At 70.3% G+C, this 15,528-nt stretch carries 14 protein-coding genes; 7 read left to right on the top strand and 7 right to left on the bottom strand.

The genetic code is table 11. The features are described from left to right. Positions 1-48 precede the first annotated feature (48 nt). The 3 genes from VGT80_RS02775 to VGT80_RS02765 all read left to right on the top strand — a co-directional run bounded on the left by VGT80_RS02775 (position 49) and on the right by VGT80_RS02765 (position 3,925). Entirely contained in the window at positions 49-852 is an 804-nt protein-coding gene (locus VGT80_RS02775) for a methyltransferase (protein WP_327452676.1), read from the top strand. 92 nt (positions 853-944) lie between these two features. Continuing rightward, positions 945-2,489 (top strand): carboxylesterase/lipase family protein, encoded by a 1,545-nt coding sequence (locus VGT80_RS02770; RefSeq protein WP_327452674.1) that lies wholly within the window; start codon positions 945-947, stop codon positions 2,487-2,489. Between the two features lie 26 nt (positions 2,490-2,515). After that, positions 2,516-3,925, top strand: a complete 1,410-nt coding sequence (locus VGT80_RS02765) for a hypothetical protein (RefSeq protein ID WP_327452673.1) — start codon at positions 2,516-2,518, stop codon at positions 3,923-3,925. Between the two features lie 27 nt (positions 3,926-3,952). Here VGT80_RS02765 and VGT80_RS02760 read toward each other — a convergent pair whose 3' ends face one another. Together VGT80_RS02760 and VGT80_RS02755 are read right to left on the bottom strand one after the other, a co-directional pair. Continuing rightward, positions 3,953-4,153: a hypothetical protein gene (locus tag VGT80_RS02760; protein WP_327452672.1), complete on the bottom strand. Its 201-nt coding sequence runs from the start codon at positions 4,151-4,153 to the stop codon at positions 3,953-3,955. A gap of 144 nt (positions 4,154-4,297) precedes the next feature. Beyond that, positions 4,298-5,383 carry a Zn-dependent alcohol dehydrogenase gene (locus tag VGT80_RS02755; RefSeq protein ID WP_327452671.1) on the bottom strand — a complete coding sequence of 362 codons (1,086 nt, stop codon included), beginning with the start codon at positions 5,381-5,383 and terminating at the stop codon, positions 4,298-4,300. A gap of 148 nt (positions 5,384-5,531) precedes the next feature. Here VGT80_RS02755 and chrA point away from each other — a divergent pair, with 148 nt between their 5' ends. Further along, positions 5,532-6,764: a chromate efflux transporter gene (gene chrA / locus VGT80_RS02750; protein ID WP_327452670.1), complete on the top strand. Its 1,233-nt coding sequence runs from the start codon at positions 5,532-5,534 to the stop codon at positions 6,762-6,764. A gap of 10 nt (positions 6,765-6,774) precedes the next feature. On the opposite strand, the gene VGT80_RS02745 is transcribed toward chrA, so the two are convergent. The 3 genes from VGT80_RS02745 to ubiG all read right to left on the bottom strand — a co-directional run bounded on the left by VGT80_RS02745 (position 6,775) and on the right by ubiG (position 10,418). Next, on the bottom strand, positions 6,775-7,695 hold the full coding sequence (locus tag VGT80_RS02745) for an alpha/beta hydrolase (protein WP_327452669.1): 921 nt from the start codon (positions 7,693-7,695) through the stop codon (positions 6,775-6,777). A gap of 112 nt (positions 7,696-7,807) precedes the next feature. Then, positions 7,808-9,439, bottom strand: coding sequence for a long-chain fatty acid--CoA ligase (locus VGT80_RS02740; protein ID WP_327452667.1), 1,632 nt, complete (start codon positions 9,437-9,439; stop codon positions 7,808-7,810). A gap of 175 nt (positions 9,440-9,614) precedes the next feature. Next, positions 9,615-10,418: a bifunctional 2-polyprenyl-6-hydroxyphenol methylase/3-demethylubiquinol 3-O-methyltransferase UbiG gene (ubiG, locus tag VGT80_RS02735; protein WP_327452665.1), complete on the bottom strand. Its 804-nt coding sequence runs from the start codon at positions 10,416-10,418 to the stop codon at positions 9,615-9,617. An 85-nt stretch (positions 10,419-10,503) separates the two neighbouring features. On the opposite strand from ubiG, the gene VGT80_RS02730 reads away from it, so the two are divergent. Continuing rightward, positions 10,504-11,769 carry an aspartate kinase gene (locus VGT80_RS02730; protein WP_327452664.1) on the top strand — a complete coding sequence of 422 codons (1,266 nt, stop codon included), beginning with the start codon at positions 10,504-10,506 and terminating at the stop codon, positions 11,767-11,769. 10 nt (positions 11,770-11,779) lie between these two features. Here VGT80_RS02730 and VGT80_RS02725 read toward each other — a convergent pair whose 3' ends face one another. Beyond that, a complete protein-coding gene (locus VGT80_RS02725) occupies positions 11,780-12,202 on the bottom strand; it encodes a GNAT family N-acetyltransferase (protein ID WP_327452663.1) in 423 nt (140 codons plus the stop codon). Further along, the gene (locus tag VGT80_RS02720) at positions 12,199-12,822 is read right to left on the bottom strand and encodes a TetR/AcrR family transcriptional regulator (protein ID WP_327452662.1); all 624 of its coding nucleotides are present in this window, start codon (positions 12,820-12,822) and stop codon (positions 12,199-12,201) included. The genes VGT80_RS02725 and VGT80_RS02720 overlap by 4 nt, the downstream gene beginning before the upstream one ends. Before the next feature lie 106 nt (positions 12,823-12,928). On the opposite strand from VGT80_RS02720, the gene VGT80_RS02715 reads away from it, so the two are divergent. Together VGT80_RS02715 and VGT80_RS02710 are read left to right on the top strand one after the other, a co-directional pair. Next, a complete protein-coding gene (locus VGT80_RS02715) occupies positions 12,929-14,374 on the top strand; it encodes an efflux transporter outer membrane subunit (protein WP_327452661.1) in 1,446 nt (481 codons plus the stop codon). Between the two features lie 40 nt (positions 14,375-14,414). Beyond that, positions 14,415-15,527, top strand: coding sequence for an HlyD family efflux transporter periplasmic adaptor subunit (locus VGT80_RS02710; RefSeq protein ID WP_327452660.1), 1,113 nt, complete (start codon positions 14,415-14,417; stop codon positions 15,525-15,527). Position 15,528 lies beyond the last annotated feature (1 nt).

Raw genomic sequence — 15,528 nt, 5'->3', positions numbered from 1 at the left:
CAGGCGCCGGGACCGCTAACTCCCGTCGATCGCCCGTGGAGCGTTCCGATGTCCTTGAACGGCGAGGTTGCCGACCAGCTGCGTCGAACCATGGCCGAGTGGCCCGCCGACCCGAACGACAACCAACTCAACAACCTGATGCGGATGATCGCCCGCTGGCGGCAATATCGCATTGGGCAGGTCTATCAGCGCCGCCACGGCACGATCGTCTGGGGCGGCGTCTTCCAGGGCATGGACTATGTGGCGAAGGCCACCGAAGGCGCGCTGACGCCCCGCCTGCTCGGCGCCTACGAGGCGGAACTGCATCCCCATCTGCGCGCCTTGGCCAATGAGGGCCTCGACGCCGTCATCGATGTCGGCTGCGCCGAGGGCTATTATGCGGTGGGTCTTGCCCGGATGATGCCCCAGGTCACGGTCCACGCCCACGACATCGATGAGAAGGCCCGCGCCGCCTGTCGGGCGCTCGCTGACAAGAACGGCGTGGGTGATCGGGTGGTTGTTGGCGGTGAGTTCACGCCGCAGGACTTCGAAGCCTTCGCCGGTCAGCGCGTGTTGGTCATGGTGGACGCCGAGGGCGCCGAGGTTGACGTGTTGCAGCCGGAACTGAGCCCCGCGCTCGGCGGATTCAACATCATCGTCGAGACCCACGACATCTATCGCGAGGGCGCACTGGCGACCCTGATGGGTCGCTTCAGCCCGACCCACGACATCATCCGCGTGGACCAGCAGTTCCTGCCCTTCGAGCCACCGCCGTGGTTCGATCAGCTAGGCCACCTCGACCGGCTGCTGGCGGTGTGGGAATGGCGCGTCGTGCCCACGCCTTGGCTGGTGATGCGGCCGAAAGCCGGCTGAGCGCACATCCGCCTTTCCTCCCCCGCCTGCGCGGCGCCATGATGGTCCGAAAGGCGCGCGCACGAGACGCGCCCAAGGTGGAGGAAGCGAAGATGGCCGACGATCTGACGCCCGGTGACGTGCTTGAGGCTCCCCGCGCCCTGACCGGGGTCGTGCAGACCAGCAATGGTCCTGTCCGCGGCTATCGGGAGGACGTCCTGAGCGTCTTCAAGGGCCTGCGCTACGCCGCTCCCCCCGTGGGCCTCGCCCGCTTCAAGCCCCCGTCGCTGCCGCGCCGCTGGAGCGAGCCCGCCGGGGCCGTGGCCTATGGCGCGCCGGCCATCCAATCCGGTCTCGCGCCCGGCGAGCGCCGCACCTCGCCCGGCGATCCACCGGCCCCCGACGAGCCGGCGTCTTCCGAAGACTGCCTGTTCCTCAACGTCTGGACGCCCGGTCTCGACGCCGCCAGGCGCCCGGTGATGGTCTGGCTGCACGGGGGCGGCTTCGCCAACGGCTCGGGCGGGGCGGCCATGTACGATGGCGGCGCCCTGGCGCGGCGTGGCGACGCCGTGCTGGTGACGATCAACCATCGCCTGAACGTGTTCGGCTATCTGCACCTGGGCGAGGCGTTCGGGCCCGAGTACGCCCAGTCCGGCGTCGCCGGCATGCTCGACATCGTCCAGGCGCTCGAGTGGGTGCAGGCCAACATCGAGGTGTTCGGCGGTGATCCGGCCAATGTGACGATCTTCGGCGAGAGCGGCGGCGGCTGGAAGGTCTCGCTCTTGATGGCCATGCCCGCCGCGCGCGGCCTGTTCGCCAAGGCGATCATCCAGTCGGGGCCCGGCCTCACCGCCAAGCCCAGGCAAGACGCCGACAAGATCGCCCGCCAGCTTCTGGACGAGCTCGGCGTCGCCACGCCGGAGGCGCTCGCGGCGCTTTCGACCGAGGCGATCTCCCACGCCAGCGTCAAGATTCCCGGCGAGGCGATGCGGCTCTACACGCCGATCCTCGACGGGGCGGTCATCCCGCGCCATCCGTTCGAGCCGGACGCCAGCCCGCTCAACGCCGACGTGCCCCTGATGATCGGCACCAACAAGGACGAGAACACCCTCTTCCTGTTCAGCCACCCGAAGTTCGGAGCCTTCACCGCCGACGACGTCGCCAAACAGGCCCGCAACGCGGTGGGTGAGCGCGCCGACGCCCTGGTGGCCGCCCTGCGAGCCGCTTATCCCGAGTATTCCGACACCCACATCTTCTCTGCGGTGGGCACCGTCACCGGCATGTGGGGCAACTCGGTCACCCTCGCGGAACGCAAGGCCGCGCAGGGGGCCGCGCCGGTCTTCATGTATCTGCTCACCTGGGAGACACCCGTCGCAAAGGGGCGCCTGCGCTCGCCGCACGCCATCGAGATCCCGCTGGTGTTCGACAACGTCGAGAAAGCTCGCAATTTCGTCGGCCGGGGCGAGGCGCCCCAGGCGCTGGCCGAACAGATGTCGGCGGCCTGGCTGGCCTTCGCCCGCACCGGCGATCCCAGCGCCAAGGGCCTGCCAACCTGGCCCGCCTACGACGCGCAGGGCCGCGCCACCATGATCTTCGACCTGGAGAGCCGGGTGGAGCACGATCCGCTGCCTGACGTGCGCAAGGTGCTGCAGGCCTGAGACAGACCGGGGTTGGGGGAACCATCATGCCGACACGCAAGGACGTGCTGACGGGCGCGGCCGCGCTCGCGCTCAGCTCATCGGCGGCGCTGGGCCAAGCCGCCCGGGCTGCCGAGGCCAGGGGCTTCAGCGACGCCATCGCCAGGGGATTGCCCAGCGCCGATCAGGTCTGGGGCTGGGAGAAAAAGCTCGCCGCCTGGGCGCCCTGCTTCACCGGCAGCCCGAGCCACAACGCCTGGGTCGACTGGCTGGGCGCGCAGCTCAAGGCCGCCGGCATCGCGCCGCGCCGCCAGGCCTTCAGGTTCCCCTACTGGCAGCCGCACAGCTATGGCCTGTGGCTGGACGGCAAGCCGGTTCACGCCACCGGCTATCGCCCGCATTCCGGCTCGACCGGCCCGGCCGGCGTCACCGCCCCGATGGTCTATGCCGGCGTGACGCCCAACCTCGACGTCTCCGGCGCGGCCGGCAAGATCGTGCTGATCGATGTCGCCGCCCTCGCCCGCCCGAACCTCGCGGGAACCACCCCGGTGCAGACCGGCATGGGCGCGCCCAACCTCGATCCGGCGATCAAGGCCGGCGCCAGGGCCGTGGTCTATATCTGGAACGGCTTCTCCGACGCCAATGCCCAGTGGCAGATGCAGCCGTTCTTCGGCCCGCCGACGACCGTGCCCACGCTTTGGGTCGGCCAGGCGGCCGGCGCGCGGCTGAAGGCGGCCGCGGCCAAGGGGGCGAACCTGAAGTTCGTGCTCGACGCCACCGAGCACCCCGACACCGCTTCCGACACCGTCTGGGGCCTGCTGCCGGGCGCCACCGACGAGGTGGTGGTGGTCAACACCCATACCGACGGCTGCAACGCCACGGAGGAAAACGGCGGCCTCGCCATCGTCGCCCTGGCCCACGCCCTGGCCAAGCTGCCGAGGGCGAAGCGGCGCAGGACCTACGTCTTCCTGATGACCACCGGCCACTTCTCGCACGGGTTCATCCGCGGGGCGGAGAGCTGGCAGAAGGAGAACCCCGAGCTGATGGCCAAGGCGGTGGCCTGCATGACCTGCGAACACCTGGGCGCCCGCGAATGGCGCGATGTGGCGGGCGTCTACAAGGACACCGGGACCTTCACCCCGGCCACCGCCTACACGCCCACTCAGCCCATGGCGCGGCTGTTCACCGAGGTCGCGGCGGCGAGCGGCGCCCCGGCCATGACCGCGATCGATCCCACCGCGCCGGGCCAGCGGTTCTATGGCGAGGGCTCGTCCTTCTGGCGGGCCGGGGTGCCGACCGTCGCCTACATCACCGGACCCGACTACCTGATGGCCGCGCCACCACACGGCGGCGAGATCGAGAAGCTCGACAAGGCCCGCCTGCACCAGGAACTGGTGGTCTTCGCCCGCACGCTGGAGCGCATCGAGGGGCTGAGCCGGGAGCAGATCAAGGGCTGATCCCCGCCGCGGCGCCGGGCGCGGGGGTTATTCCCGGCGAAAGCTCCGCCGCTCGCGCGGCGCGCGCTGCACCTCGGCCACCGCCCCGCTGGCCCGCAGCGTCTCCGCAGCCTCCTCGGCGAGCCGGGTCGCATCCTGCTTTCGGCGCGTGAAGGCCATCACCTCGCCGTCTGCGGCGACAGCCCACCTTGGACCGTAGCGGACGACCGCCAAGGTGCTCGCCTGCATGTCGCGCCTCCTGCAACCGCCCCCCACGCCCGCAACAGTCCCCGAGGTCGGAGTGTTCCGGCCAACAGCGCGATTGGCGGCCCGTCGAGGCGAAAAGGGGCCGCCTCAGCGACCCCTCATCCGTCGGCTGTAGGCAAAGGACGCCTAGGCGTCGAACACGATCACCGAGCGGGCCACGGCGCCGGTCTTCATCTCGACGAAGGCCTCGTTGACGTCCTCCAGCTTGATGCGCCGGGAGATCATGTCGTCCAGGTGCAGCTTGCCGGCCATGTAGAAGTCGACCAGCCGCGGCATGTCGACCGGGAAGCGGTTGGAGCCCATCAGCGAGCCCTGGATGCGCTTTTCACCGAGGAAGGCCGCGCCCATCAGGCTGATGGTCTGGCCCACCGGGATCATGCCGATGATGTTGGCCGTGCCGCCGCGGCGCAGCATGTTGAAGGCCTGCTCGGCGGTCTTGGACAGGCCGATGGCCTCGAAGGAGTGCTGCACGCCCCCCTTGGTCATCTCGATGACCTCCTTCACCACGTCGGCATCCTTGGCGCAGATGAAGTCGGTGGCCCCGAACGACTTGGCCATGTTCTCCTTGCCCGGCGCCATGTCGATGCCGATGATCCGGCTGGCGCCGGCGATCGCCGCGCCGTTGACGGCCGCCAGGCCCACCCCGCCCAGGCCGATCACCGCCACGGTGTCGCCCGGCCGCACGTTCGAGGTGTGCATCGCCGCGCCGACCCCGGTCATCACCCCGCAGCCGATCAGGGCGGCGCGGTCGAGCGGCATGTCCTGGCGGATCGCCACGCAGGCATGCTCGTGGATCAGCATGTGCTCGGCGAACGAGGACAGGTTCAGGTACTGCATCATCGGCCCCTTGGCCGAGGACAGGCGCGGCTCGTCGTCCTTGCCACGCTTGGTGTCGGGCGAGACGCACAGGCTCATGTGGCCGGTCAGGCAATATTCGCAGTGGCCGCAGAAGGCCGAGAGGCAGGTGATCACATGGTCGCCCGGCTTCACGGTGCGGACCTCCGAGCCTACCTGCTCGACGATGCCGGCGCTCTCGTGGCCCAGCACGGCCGGAAGCGGGTGCGGATAGGAGCCCTCGATGAAGTGCAGGTCCGAGTGGCAGACGCCGGCCGCGGCCGTGCGGATCAGCACCTCGTGCGGGCCGGGCTTGTTGATCTGGACGTCTTCGATCTGAAGCGGCTTGCCGACTTCACGCAGGACTGCGGCCTTCATGGCGTTCCTTCCCCACTGACCCTTCGAACGGGCGTTTGTCGCCAGAAGCCTTATCGCTGTTCAGATGCGGCGGCCAAGGGGCTTTCGCGGGCAAGGTTACGCAAAATCAAGTCGACAGGGCTCGCCGGTTCGCCGCAAACAACCTGCCATGTCCGCCGCCCAGCCCGTGGATGACGCAGCGTCCGCCGGAGATGTCCGGGAGGTGTTCCTCGCCTTCCTGCGCCAGGGGTTGACCGCGTTCGGCGGGCCCATCGCCCACCTTGGCTACTTCCGCCGCGAGTTCGTGGAGAAGCGGGGCTGGCTGAGCGAGGCCGCCTTCGCCGACCTCCTGGGGCTGGCGCAGTTCCTGCCCGGACCGGCCTCCAGCCAGCTCGGCATGGCGATCGGCCTGCGCCGCGCCGGCTACGCCGGCATGCTGGCGGCCTGGATCGGCTTCACCCTGCCCGCCGCCGCGGCCATGCTGGCCTTCGCCTACCTCGCACCGCACGTCAGCCAAACCTGGGGCGAGGGCTGGCTACACGGCCTGAAGATCGCCGCCGCCGCCGTGGTGATCCAGGCGCTGGTCGCCATGGCCCGCACCCTGGCGGTCGGCCCGATCCGCGCCGGCATGGCGATCGGCGCGGGCCTCGGCGTGCTGATCGCCCACGGCTCAGGGTCCGCCCCGCAGGTCTTCGCCCTGGCGGCCGGCGGCCTGTTCGGCCTCGCCTGGCTGCGCGACGAGCCGTGGACGCCGCCCAAGGACGCCGCCACCCACGCGGTGCCCCGGGAGGTCTCGGTGGGGGCGCTCGCGGTCTTTGGCCTGCTGCTGGCCGCCCTGCCGTTCGCCGCCACCCTGCTGCAGAGCCCGACGCTCGGCCTCGCCAGCGTCTTCTACCGCACCGGCTCGCTGGTGTTCGGCGGAGGCCACGTGGTCCTGCCGCTTCTTGAACGCGACATCGTGGGTCGCGGCTGGCTGGATCAGGACACCTTCCTCGCCGGCTACGGCGCGGTGCAGGCCCTGCCCGGGCCCTTGTTCTCCTTCGCGGGCTTCGTCGGCGCGGCCCAAGACTATGCGCCGGGCGGCCTGCTGGGCGGGCTGGTGGCGCTGGTCGCCATCTTCCTGCCGAGCCTGTTGCTCATTCTGGGCGTGCTGCCCTTCTGGGACCGGCTGAAGACCTATCCCCAGGCCCGCGGCGCCCTCGCCGGCGTCAATGCCGTGGTGGTGGGCCTGCTGGCCGCGGCGCTCTGGCAGCCGGTGCTGACCTCGACGGTCCAGCGGCCGACGGACTGGGCGCTGGTCGCGGCGGCCTGGGTGTTCCTGGCCATCGCCCGGCTGCCTCCGTGGCTGGTCGTGATCGGGTTCGCGGTGGCGACCGGGCTCTGGACCCGGGTGTCGATCTAGGTCGCCTCGGCTAGGCCCGCACCTCGGCGGGCGCCGCGGCAACGGCGCTTTGCGGCGTGAAGATCGTCGAGGGCCTGGGCAGCGACAGCTTCGGCAGCTGCGGCCAGCGGAAGGTCCAGGGCCGGCGCACCGGGATGCAGGCCTCGATCGCGGTGATCAGCTCCTGCGCGGGGCCGTCGTTCAGGAAGTGGTTGGCGCCGTCGGCGCGCACGAAGCGGATCGGCCGCCGCGTGATCGCCTCGCGGGCCATGCGCTCGGCCACCTCGATGGGCGCGAAGTCGTCCTTGTCGCCGTGGATCATGTGGATCGGGATGTTCAGCCGCGCGAGCGCGCGCTTGGCGTACACCAGCTGGGTCCGCTGGCCGCTGGCCTCGATCACCGCGTGGCGCAGGTCGCGCGGGATCATCTTCTGGGCCCTCATGCCCATGTCGATCAGCCACTTGGCGGTGGGTCCCGGCTCGCCGAAGAAGCCGGACAGCAGCACCAGGCCCGCGACCTTGCCGGGATTCTCCTCGGCCATCAGCGAGGCGATCGCCGCGCCGTAGCTCTGGCCGACCAGCAGCACCTGTTGGCCGCGCGGCGCGTCGAGCACCGGCGCCAGGGCGCGCGCCTGCACCCGGATGTCGGTGACCGGATGCAGCGGCTCGGAGATGCCATAGCCCGGCCGATCGACGACGATCATCTCGCGGTCCTGCGGCAGCTCGGCGAGCGTCTCGGCCCAGTATTCCGCCCAGGACGGCGCGCCGGTGATCACCACGATCTTCCAGGGCGGCGGGGTTTCGCGCGGGGTTTCCAGCGCCGAAATCTGCCAGCCGTGGCCGCCGCCGGAGATGAAGCTGGTGCGGCGCACGATGCTGTCGGGATAGTCGACGGAAAGCGGCGCGTGCTCGGTGCGGCCCTTGGCGGCCGCCTCGAGAGCGGCCCAGCCCATGGCCAGCAATCCTTTCGGCCGTTTCCGCGACAAGTCCGCAACTCCTCAGGTCACATATGTCACCTGGGGTGGCAAACGCGCGATTAAAGGGGAGGTTCGCCCCGGTGTTTTGTCATTCCGCCGGTTCGCGCTGCAGGGTGGCCAATTGGTCACGCAATTCGCGCTTCAGCACCTTGCCGGTGGGCCCGATCGGCAGCTCGGCGACGATGCGAACCTCGTCGGGAGTCCACCATTTGGCGACGCGGGCGGCGACGTGGGCTTTCAGGGCTTCGGGGTCGGCGGTCTGGCCGGCCTTGAGGATCACCAGCAGCAGCGGCCGCTCGTCCCACTTCGGGTGCGGCACGCCCACCGCCGCGGCCATGGCCACCGCCGGATGCGAGCAGACCGCGTCCTCCAGATCGAGGGTGGAGATCCATTCGCCGCCCGACTTGATGACGTCCTTCGCCCGGTCGGTGAGCCGCAGATAGCCCTCCTCGTCGATCGTCGCGATGTCGCCGGTGTCGAACCAGCCGTCATCGGTGAACGCGGCCTGGCCCTCGTGCTTGAAATAGGCCTGGGCGACCCAGGGGCCCTTCACCTGCAAGGCGCCGGCGCTCTTGCCGTCGCGCGGCAGCAGCTCGCCGGCCTCACCCACGATCCGCAGCTGCACGCCGAACAGGCCGCGGCCCTGCTTGACCTGGCGCGCTGCCCCCACCGAGGCGTCCTCGCCCGCATGGCTCGGCAACGGCCGGTTGATGACGCCGAGCGGCGAGGTCTCGGTCATGCCCCAGATTTGATGGACCTTGCCGCCCAGCCGGCCCTCGATGCGCCCGATCAGCGCCGCCGTGGGCGCCGAGCCGCCGATGGCGATGGTCTTGACGCAGCCAAGCGCCTTGCCGGCCTGCTCCAGGTGCTCGGCGACCCCCACCCAGATGGTCGGCACGCCCAGCACGAAGGTCACCTGCTCGGCCTCGATCAGTTCGGCGATGGACTTGCCGTCGAGCGCCCGGCCCGGCAGCACCAGCTTGGCGCCCACCAGCGGGGCGGCGTAGGGCGTCCCCCAGGCGTTGGCGTGGTACATCTGGGCGCACGGCAGGATGACGTCGGCGGCCGAGAAGTCGAAATTGTCCGGCAGGCCGCAGGCCATGGCGTGCAGCACCGTCGAGCGGTGCGAATAGAGCACCCCTTTCGGATTGCCCGTGGTGCCCGAGGTGTAGCAGAGCCCGCAGGCCGAGCGCTCGTCGATCTCCGGCCAGACGAACTCCGGCGAGGCGGCCTCCAGCAGCTCCTCATAGACCAGGGTCCCGGCCGGCGCATTGGCCGGCAGGCGCGCCCGCTCGGTCAGCGAGACGAAGGTTTTCACGCTCGCCATCTTCGGCCCGGTCTCGGCCACCAGGTCGGCGAAGGTCGCGTCGAACAGCAGCACCGTGTCCTCGGCGTGGTTGGCCACCCAGGCCACCTGGTCGGGGTGCAGCCGCGGATTGATGGTGTGGAGCACCGCCCCGATCCCGGTGGCGGCGAAATAGAGCTCGAAGTGCCGGTGCGTGCTCCAGGCCAACGTCGCCACCCGGTCGCCCGGCTTCACGCCCAGTCCGATCAAGGCATTGGCCAGGCGCTTCACGCGAACCAGAGCCTGGGCATAGCCGTAGCGGTGGATCGGCCCCTCGACGGTGCGGGCCACCACCTCACGGTCCGGATGATAGAGCGCGGCGTGCTCCAGGATCGACGGCAGCGTCAGCGGCCAGTCCATCATCAGGCCCTGCATGAGCTCGCTCCTCGCTGATCGTCGTTCAGAAGCGTAGAGCCGCGGCCCGCCCCATATCAACCGTCATCCCCGGGCTTGTCCCAGGGACCCAGACGCGCCGGCGGTGGACGAACTCGCGGGAGCTTTGCAACATCAGTGCTTCTGGGTGGCCGGGGCAAGCCCGGCCATGACGGTCTCATTTGGTTTGAGCGCGCTTGCGCCGAAGCGCGGTCTTCGGTTTCCCCGGCGCTTCCCACACCCCGTCGCGCACCGCCGTCATCATGTAGTTCACGTCGGCGTCGTGGCTCTGCTTCCAGCGGCCGGACAGCGGCTCGAACACCACGCCAAAGGGGCCGTCGACCGTCACCGGCTCGCCCGCCAGGAAACCGCCGATCTCGTCCGGCTTCAGGAAGCGGTTCCAGTCGTGGGTGCCGATGGGCAGCCAGCGCAGGACGTACTCCGCGCCGACCTTGGCCAACGCCAGGGCCTTCAGCGTGCGGTTCAGCGTGGCGACGATCATCAGCCCGCCGGGCTTCAGCAGGCGCGCACAGCTCCGCAGGTATTCGCCGGGATCGGCGACGTGCTCGACCACCTCCATGTTGAGGATCACGTCGAAGGGCGCTTCGTCCGCCGCCAGCAGGTCCTCCGCTGTCGTGCAGCGATAGTCGATGGCAAGCCCGGCGGCCTCGGCATGGGCGCTCGCCGTGCCGACATTGCGGGCGGAGGCGTCGACGCCCGTCACCTCGAACCCCAGCCGCGTCATGGGCTCGCTCAGGAGGCCGCCGCCGCAGCCGATGTCCAGCAGCCGCAGGCCCTCGAACGGCCGCCGCGCTGCGCCGTCGCGCCCGAAGCGGTAAAGCGCCTGGTCGCGGATGAAGCCCAGCCTCACCGGATTGAATTTATGCAGCGGGGCGAACTTGCCCTTCGGGTCCCACCACTCGGCGGCGATCTTCGAGAACCGCTCGACTTCGGCCGGGTCGATGGAAGAGGCGATGGTCATGGCGTCCTCATAGCCCTTGGCGCATTGCGGGAGAAGCAGCCCGCCGCTAGAACGGCGCGCTCTTTGCGAGGGGGTTCGGCGCTAAGTGTCCCGGCTGGTGATGAAGTTTGGCGGCACGTCCGTAGCCGACCTGGAGCGGATCCGGCGCGTCGCGCGGCTGGTGAACGCCGAGGTCGAGGCCGGACATCAGGTCGCCGTGGTGGTCTCCGCCATGGCCGGCAAGACCAACGAGCTGGTCGCGTGGACCGATGGCTCGGGCAGCGCCGCGCAGGGGCTCGCGCCCTCCGACGACGAATATGACGTGGTGGTGGCCTCGGGCGAACAGGTCACCGCCGGTCTGCTGGCCATGACGCTGCGCAACATGGGCGTGCCGGCCCGCTCCTGGATGGGCTGGCAGATCCCGATCATCGCCGACGACGCCCACGGCCGCGCGCGGATCGACGAGATCCCGCCCGAGAGGCTGGGCGCCGCCATGGATAGCGGCGAGGTCGCCGTAGTAGCCGGCTTCCAGGGCGTCACCCGCGACGGCCGGCTGGCGACGCTGGGCCGCGGCGGCTCGGACACCTCTGCGGTCGCCGTGGCCGCGGCCCTGAACGCCGAGCGTTGCGACATCTACACCGACGTGGACGGGGTCTACACCACCGACCCGCGGATCGAATCCAAGGCCCGCAAGCTCGCCAAGATCTCCTACGAGGAGATGCTGGAGATGGCCTCCTTGGGCGCCAAGGTGCTGCAGACCCGCTCGGTCGAGCTCGCCATGGCCTATCATGTGCCCGTTCGGGTGCTGTCGAGCTTTGTCGAGCCTGGCGAAGCGCCAGGCCCAAACTATGAAACCGTGGGCACTATCGTCTGCGACGAGGAGGAGATCTTGGAAAAGCGGATCGTGAGCGGCGTCGCCTACAGCCGCGACGAGGCGAAGATCAGCCTCTTCGGCCTGCCCGACCATCCGGGCGTCTCCTCTGACATCTTCGGGGCCCTGGCCGACGCCAACGTCAATGTGGACATGATCGTCCAGAGCCATTCCCGCGCGGCGGACACCGCCAACATGGAGTTCACGGTCGGCAAGCGCGACGCCGGCCGCGCCATGGAGATCGTGCGCCAGGTGCAGTCGAAGGTCGGCTTCGAGGACGCCACGGTCGACGAGGAGGTGGCCAAGGTCTCAGTGATCGGGGTCGGCATGCGCAGCCACACCGGCGTCGCCAAGACCATGTTCGGGGCGCTCGCCGAAAAGGGCGTCAACATCCAGGTGATCTCCACTTCGGAGATCAAGATCAGCGTGCTGATCGACGCGGCCTACACCGAGCTGGCGGTGCGCGCCCTGCACGCGGCCTACGGCCTCGACAAGCTCTAGGCCCGCCGAACTAGTCGAAGTCGAACATCACGACGTCGTCGGGCGGCGGCGAGACGCCGCCGGCGCTGGCGTAGAGCCGCATGGCGGCTGGGTTGCTGCGGTTGGTGAAGACGAACATCTCGTCCCAGCCCCGCTCCGGCGCCAGCGCCTTCAGCCGCTCCAGCATGGCGCGGCCGACGCCGCGACGGCGATGGGTCTCGGCCACGTCGACCGAGTAGATGAAGAAGCTCACGGCCTCAAAGCGGCGCAGCACGTGGCCATAGACAAAGCCGACGATCCCGCCGTCGGCGATGGCGACGACATTGACGAGATCGGGGTCGGCCAGGTGCGCGGCGGCGCGTTGCGGCGTCAGGTCCGCCTCCTCGATCATGCCGACCGCTTCGGCGAGCAGCATCTCGTCGCCGGCGCCGAGCACACGGATCTGAAGGCTCATGCCCGCTCGGGCCCGAAGGCCCGCAGGAAGGTGTCGATGGCGGCTGTGGTCTCCGCCTCGATCTGGGCGTCGCTCAGCTCCGGCACGTAGTTGCAGAGGCGGGCCTTGAAGTAGCGGTTCTGGCAAAGCCCCAAGAAGTGGCGGGCCGCGCGCTCCGGGTCGGGGGCGGCGACCAATCCCTTCTCCGCCCAGGCGCTCATCCGCTCAGCGAGCCGCTGTTCGCCGCGGCGGGGACCCATTTCGTAGAACATGCGCCCGAACTCCGGCGACCGCTCGGCCTCGGCTATGATCAGCCGGAAGTGGCGCAGGTTGTCGTCGCTCAGCACCCGGTGCAGATAGGCTCGCGCGACGCGGCTCAGCGTGTCGCGCACCGACTGGGCGTCGTCATCGACGCCGTAGATCTCTTCCAGATTGAGCACGCAACGGCGCTGGACATAGGCCTCGAAAAGCTCGTCCTTGCTCTTGAAGTAGTTGTAGAGCGTGCCCTTCGATCCGCCCAGGCGAGCGGCGATCTCCGACATGGAGGCCGCGGCGAAGCCCTGTTCCAGGAACACGTCCTGGGCCACGTCGAGGATGGCCTCGCGCCGCGTGTCTCGATCGAGCCTGGGTCTGCCCTGCATGATGTTTTTCTCTGACCGTACCGTACGGTACTATTGACTCCAGCTTCGCCGTGTTTATATGGCCCAAATATGACCGTACCGTACGGTTTGCAAGGAGGTCCTTCTGATGCGCGTCCCTCCTCCCCCAAGCCCCGGGATCGCCAGACGGGCGGGCCTCCTTGCAGCCATCTCCGCGATCGCGCTGTCCGCCTGCGCCAGCCTCCCGCCGGCCGCCCCAGCCCGCAGCGCCAAGGCGCCCCGGACCTATGAAACCCAGGCTAGCCTGGCCGCCCCGGTCGCCGATTGGCCCGGCGACCGCTGGTGGAGCGCCTATGGCGACGCCCAGCTCGACCAGCTGATCGGCGAGGCCCTCGCCGGCTCCCCGACGCTCGCCTCGGCGGAAGCGCGCGTGCGCCGGGCGCAGGCCGCCGCCGCCCAGGCCCGCAGCGCGGAGCTGCCGACACTCAGCGCCAGCGCCTCGGCCCAGGAGACGAAGCAGAGCTACAACCTCGGCATCCCGCCGCAGTTCGTGCCGCAGGGCTACAACGACTATGGCCGCGTGGCGCTCGACTTCAATTGGGAGCTGGACTTCTGGGGCAAGAACCGCGCGGCGGTGGCCGCCGCCACCTCCGAGGCCCGCGCGGCCCAGGCCGACGCCGCCGAGGCCCGGTTGGTGCTCTCCACCAACGTCGCCGCCGCCTATGCCGACCTCGCCCGCCTCTACGCCGAGCGCGACGTGGCCGAGCGGGCCGTGGCCTTGCAGCAGGAGACCAGCCAGCTGGTCCGCGACCGGGTCGCCAACGGCCTCGACACCCGCGGCGAGCAGCGCCAGGCCGAGGCCGAACCCCTGCAGTCGCGCGCCGACCTCTCGGCCTTGGACGAACAGCTCGCGCTCACCCGCAACCGCCTCGCCGCCCTGCTGGGCGCCGGGCCCGACCGCGGCCTGGCGATCGCCCGGCCCGCCGCGGCGACGCTGAAGCCGTTCGGCCTGCCACCGACCCTGAACGCCGAACTGGTCGGCCGCCGCCCCGACGTCACCGCCGCCCGCTGGCGCGCCGAGGCGGCCGCCAGCCGCATCAAGGAAGCCAGGGCCGCCTTCTATCCGAACTTGAACCTGGCGGGCTTCCTCGGCTTCCAGTCCCTGAAGCTGAACCGGCTGTTCAAGGACGGCTCCGACGTGGGCTCCATCGGCCCGGCGGTCAGCCTGCCGATCTTCGAGGGCGGGCGCCTGCGGGCCGGCCTGCGCGGCGCCGAGGCCGATCGCGACGCCGCGGTCGCCAGCTATGACGCAGCGGTCACCGAAGCCTTCCGCCAGGTCGCCGACGCCGTCGCCTCGGAGCGCGCGCTGGCCGGCCAGCTCGCCGACAGCCGCGCGGCGCTGGTCGCCAGCGAAGACGCCTATCGGATCGCGCGCCTGCGCTACCAGGGCGGGCTTTCGACCTACCAGTCCGTGCTCATCGCCGAACAGGGCGTCCTGCGCCGCCGCCGCACGGTGGCCGACCTGGACGCCCGCGCCCTCGCCCTCGACGTCGCCCTGGTGCGCGCCTTGGGCGGCGGCTTCCACGCCGCCTGATCCCTGACGTCTTACCGTTCAAGCCCGCCCGAGGCCGCCCATGTCGACCACCACCGCCACAGCCCCCGCCGCCATCGATCCCGACCGCAGGGCCGCCAGCGCCACCGCCCGCCGGCGCAGGCTGCTCACCTGGCTGGCCATCGGCGTGGTCGCCGCGGCCGTGCTTTATGGAATCTACGCCCTGCTGTTCACCGGCCATTCGGTGAGCACCGACAATGCCTATGTGGGCGCCGAGGTCGCGCAGGTGACGCCGCTGGTGGGCGGACCCGTCGCCGCGGTCCCCGCCAAGGAAACCCAGACGGTCAAGACCGGCGACCCCTTGGTGATCCTCGACGACGCCGACGCCCGGATCGCCGTCGCGCAAGCCGAAGCCGCCCTGGGCCAGGCGGAGCGCAAGGTGCGCGGCTACGCGGCCAACGACACGGCGCTCGGCGGCCAGGTGGCGGCCCGCCAGGCCGACCTCGGCCGCGCCCAGTCCGACCTCGTGCGGGCCCGCACCGACCTCGACCGGCGCCAGAAGCTCTCGGGCTCCGGCGCGGTCTCCGGCGAGGAGCTGACCACCGCCAAGAACCAGTTCTCCTCGGCCCAGGCCGAGGTCGCCCAGGCCAGCGCCAACCTGCGCGCCGCCCAGGGCCAGCGCGAAGCCAACCTGACCCTGATCGAGGGCGCGCCGCTGGAACAGAACCCCGAGGTCGCCGCCGCCCGCGCCCGCCTCGACGCCGCCAAGCTGGCGCTTTCCCGCACCGTGATCCGCGCGCCGATGGATGGGGTGGTCTCCAAGAAATCCGTCCAGGTCGGCCAGCAGGTCCAGCCCGGCTCGCCCCTCATGGCCGTGGTCCCGATCGCCGCCGCCTACGTCGACGCCAACTTCAAGGAAGTGCAGCTCAAGAGGGTCCGCATCGGCCAGCCGGTGACCCTCACCTCCGACCTCTACGGCAAGGACGTGGTGTTCCACGGCCGCGTCACCGGCCTCTCCGGCGGCACCGGCTCGGCCTTCTCGCTGATCCCGGCCCAGAACGCCTCGGGCAACTGGATCAAGGTGGTCCAGCGCCTGCCGGTCCGCATCGCCCTCGACCCGCGCGAGCTGGCCCAGCATCCATTGCGCGTGGGCCTGTCGATGAAGGCCAAGATCGACCTCACAAACGCCGGCTAGG

The organism is Phenylobacterium sp., from assembly GCF_035944335.1.
GTDB lineage: Bacteria > Pseudomonadota > Alphaproteobacteria > Caulobacterales > Caulobacteraceae > Phenylobacterium.
This window is presented reverse-complemented; position numbering and strand designations above follow the sequence as displayed.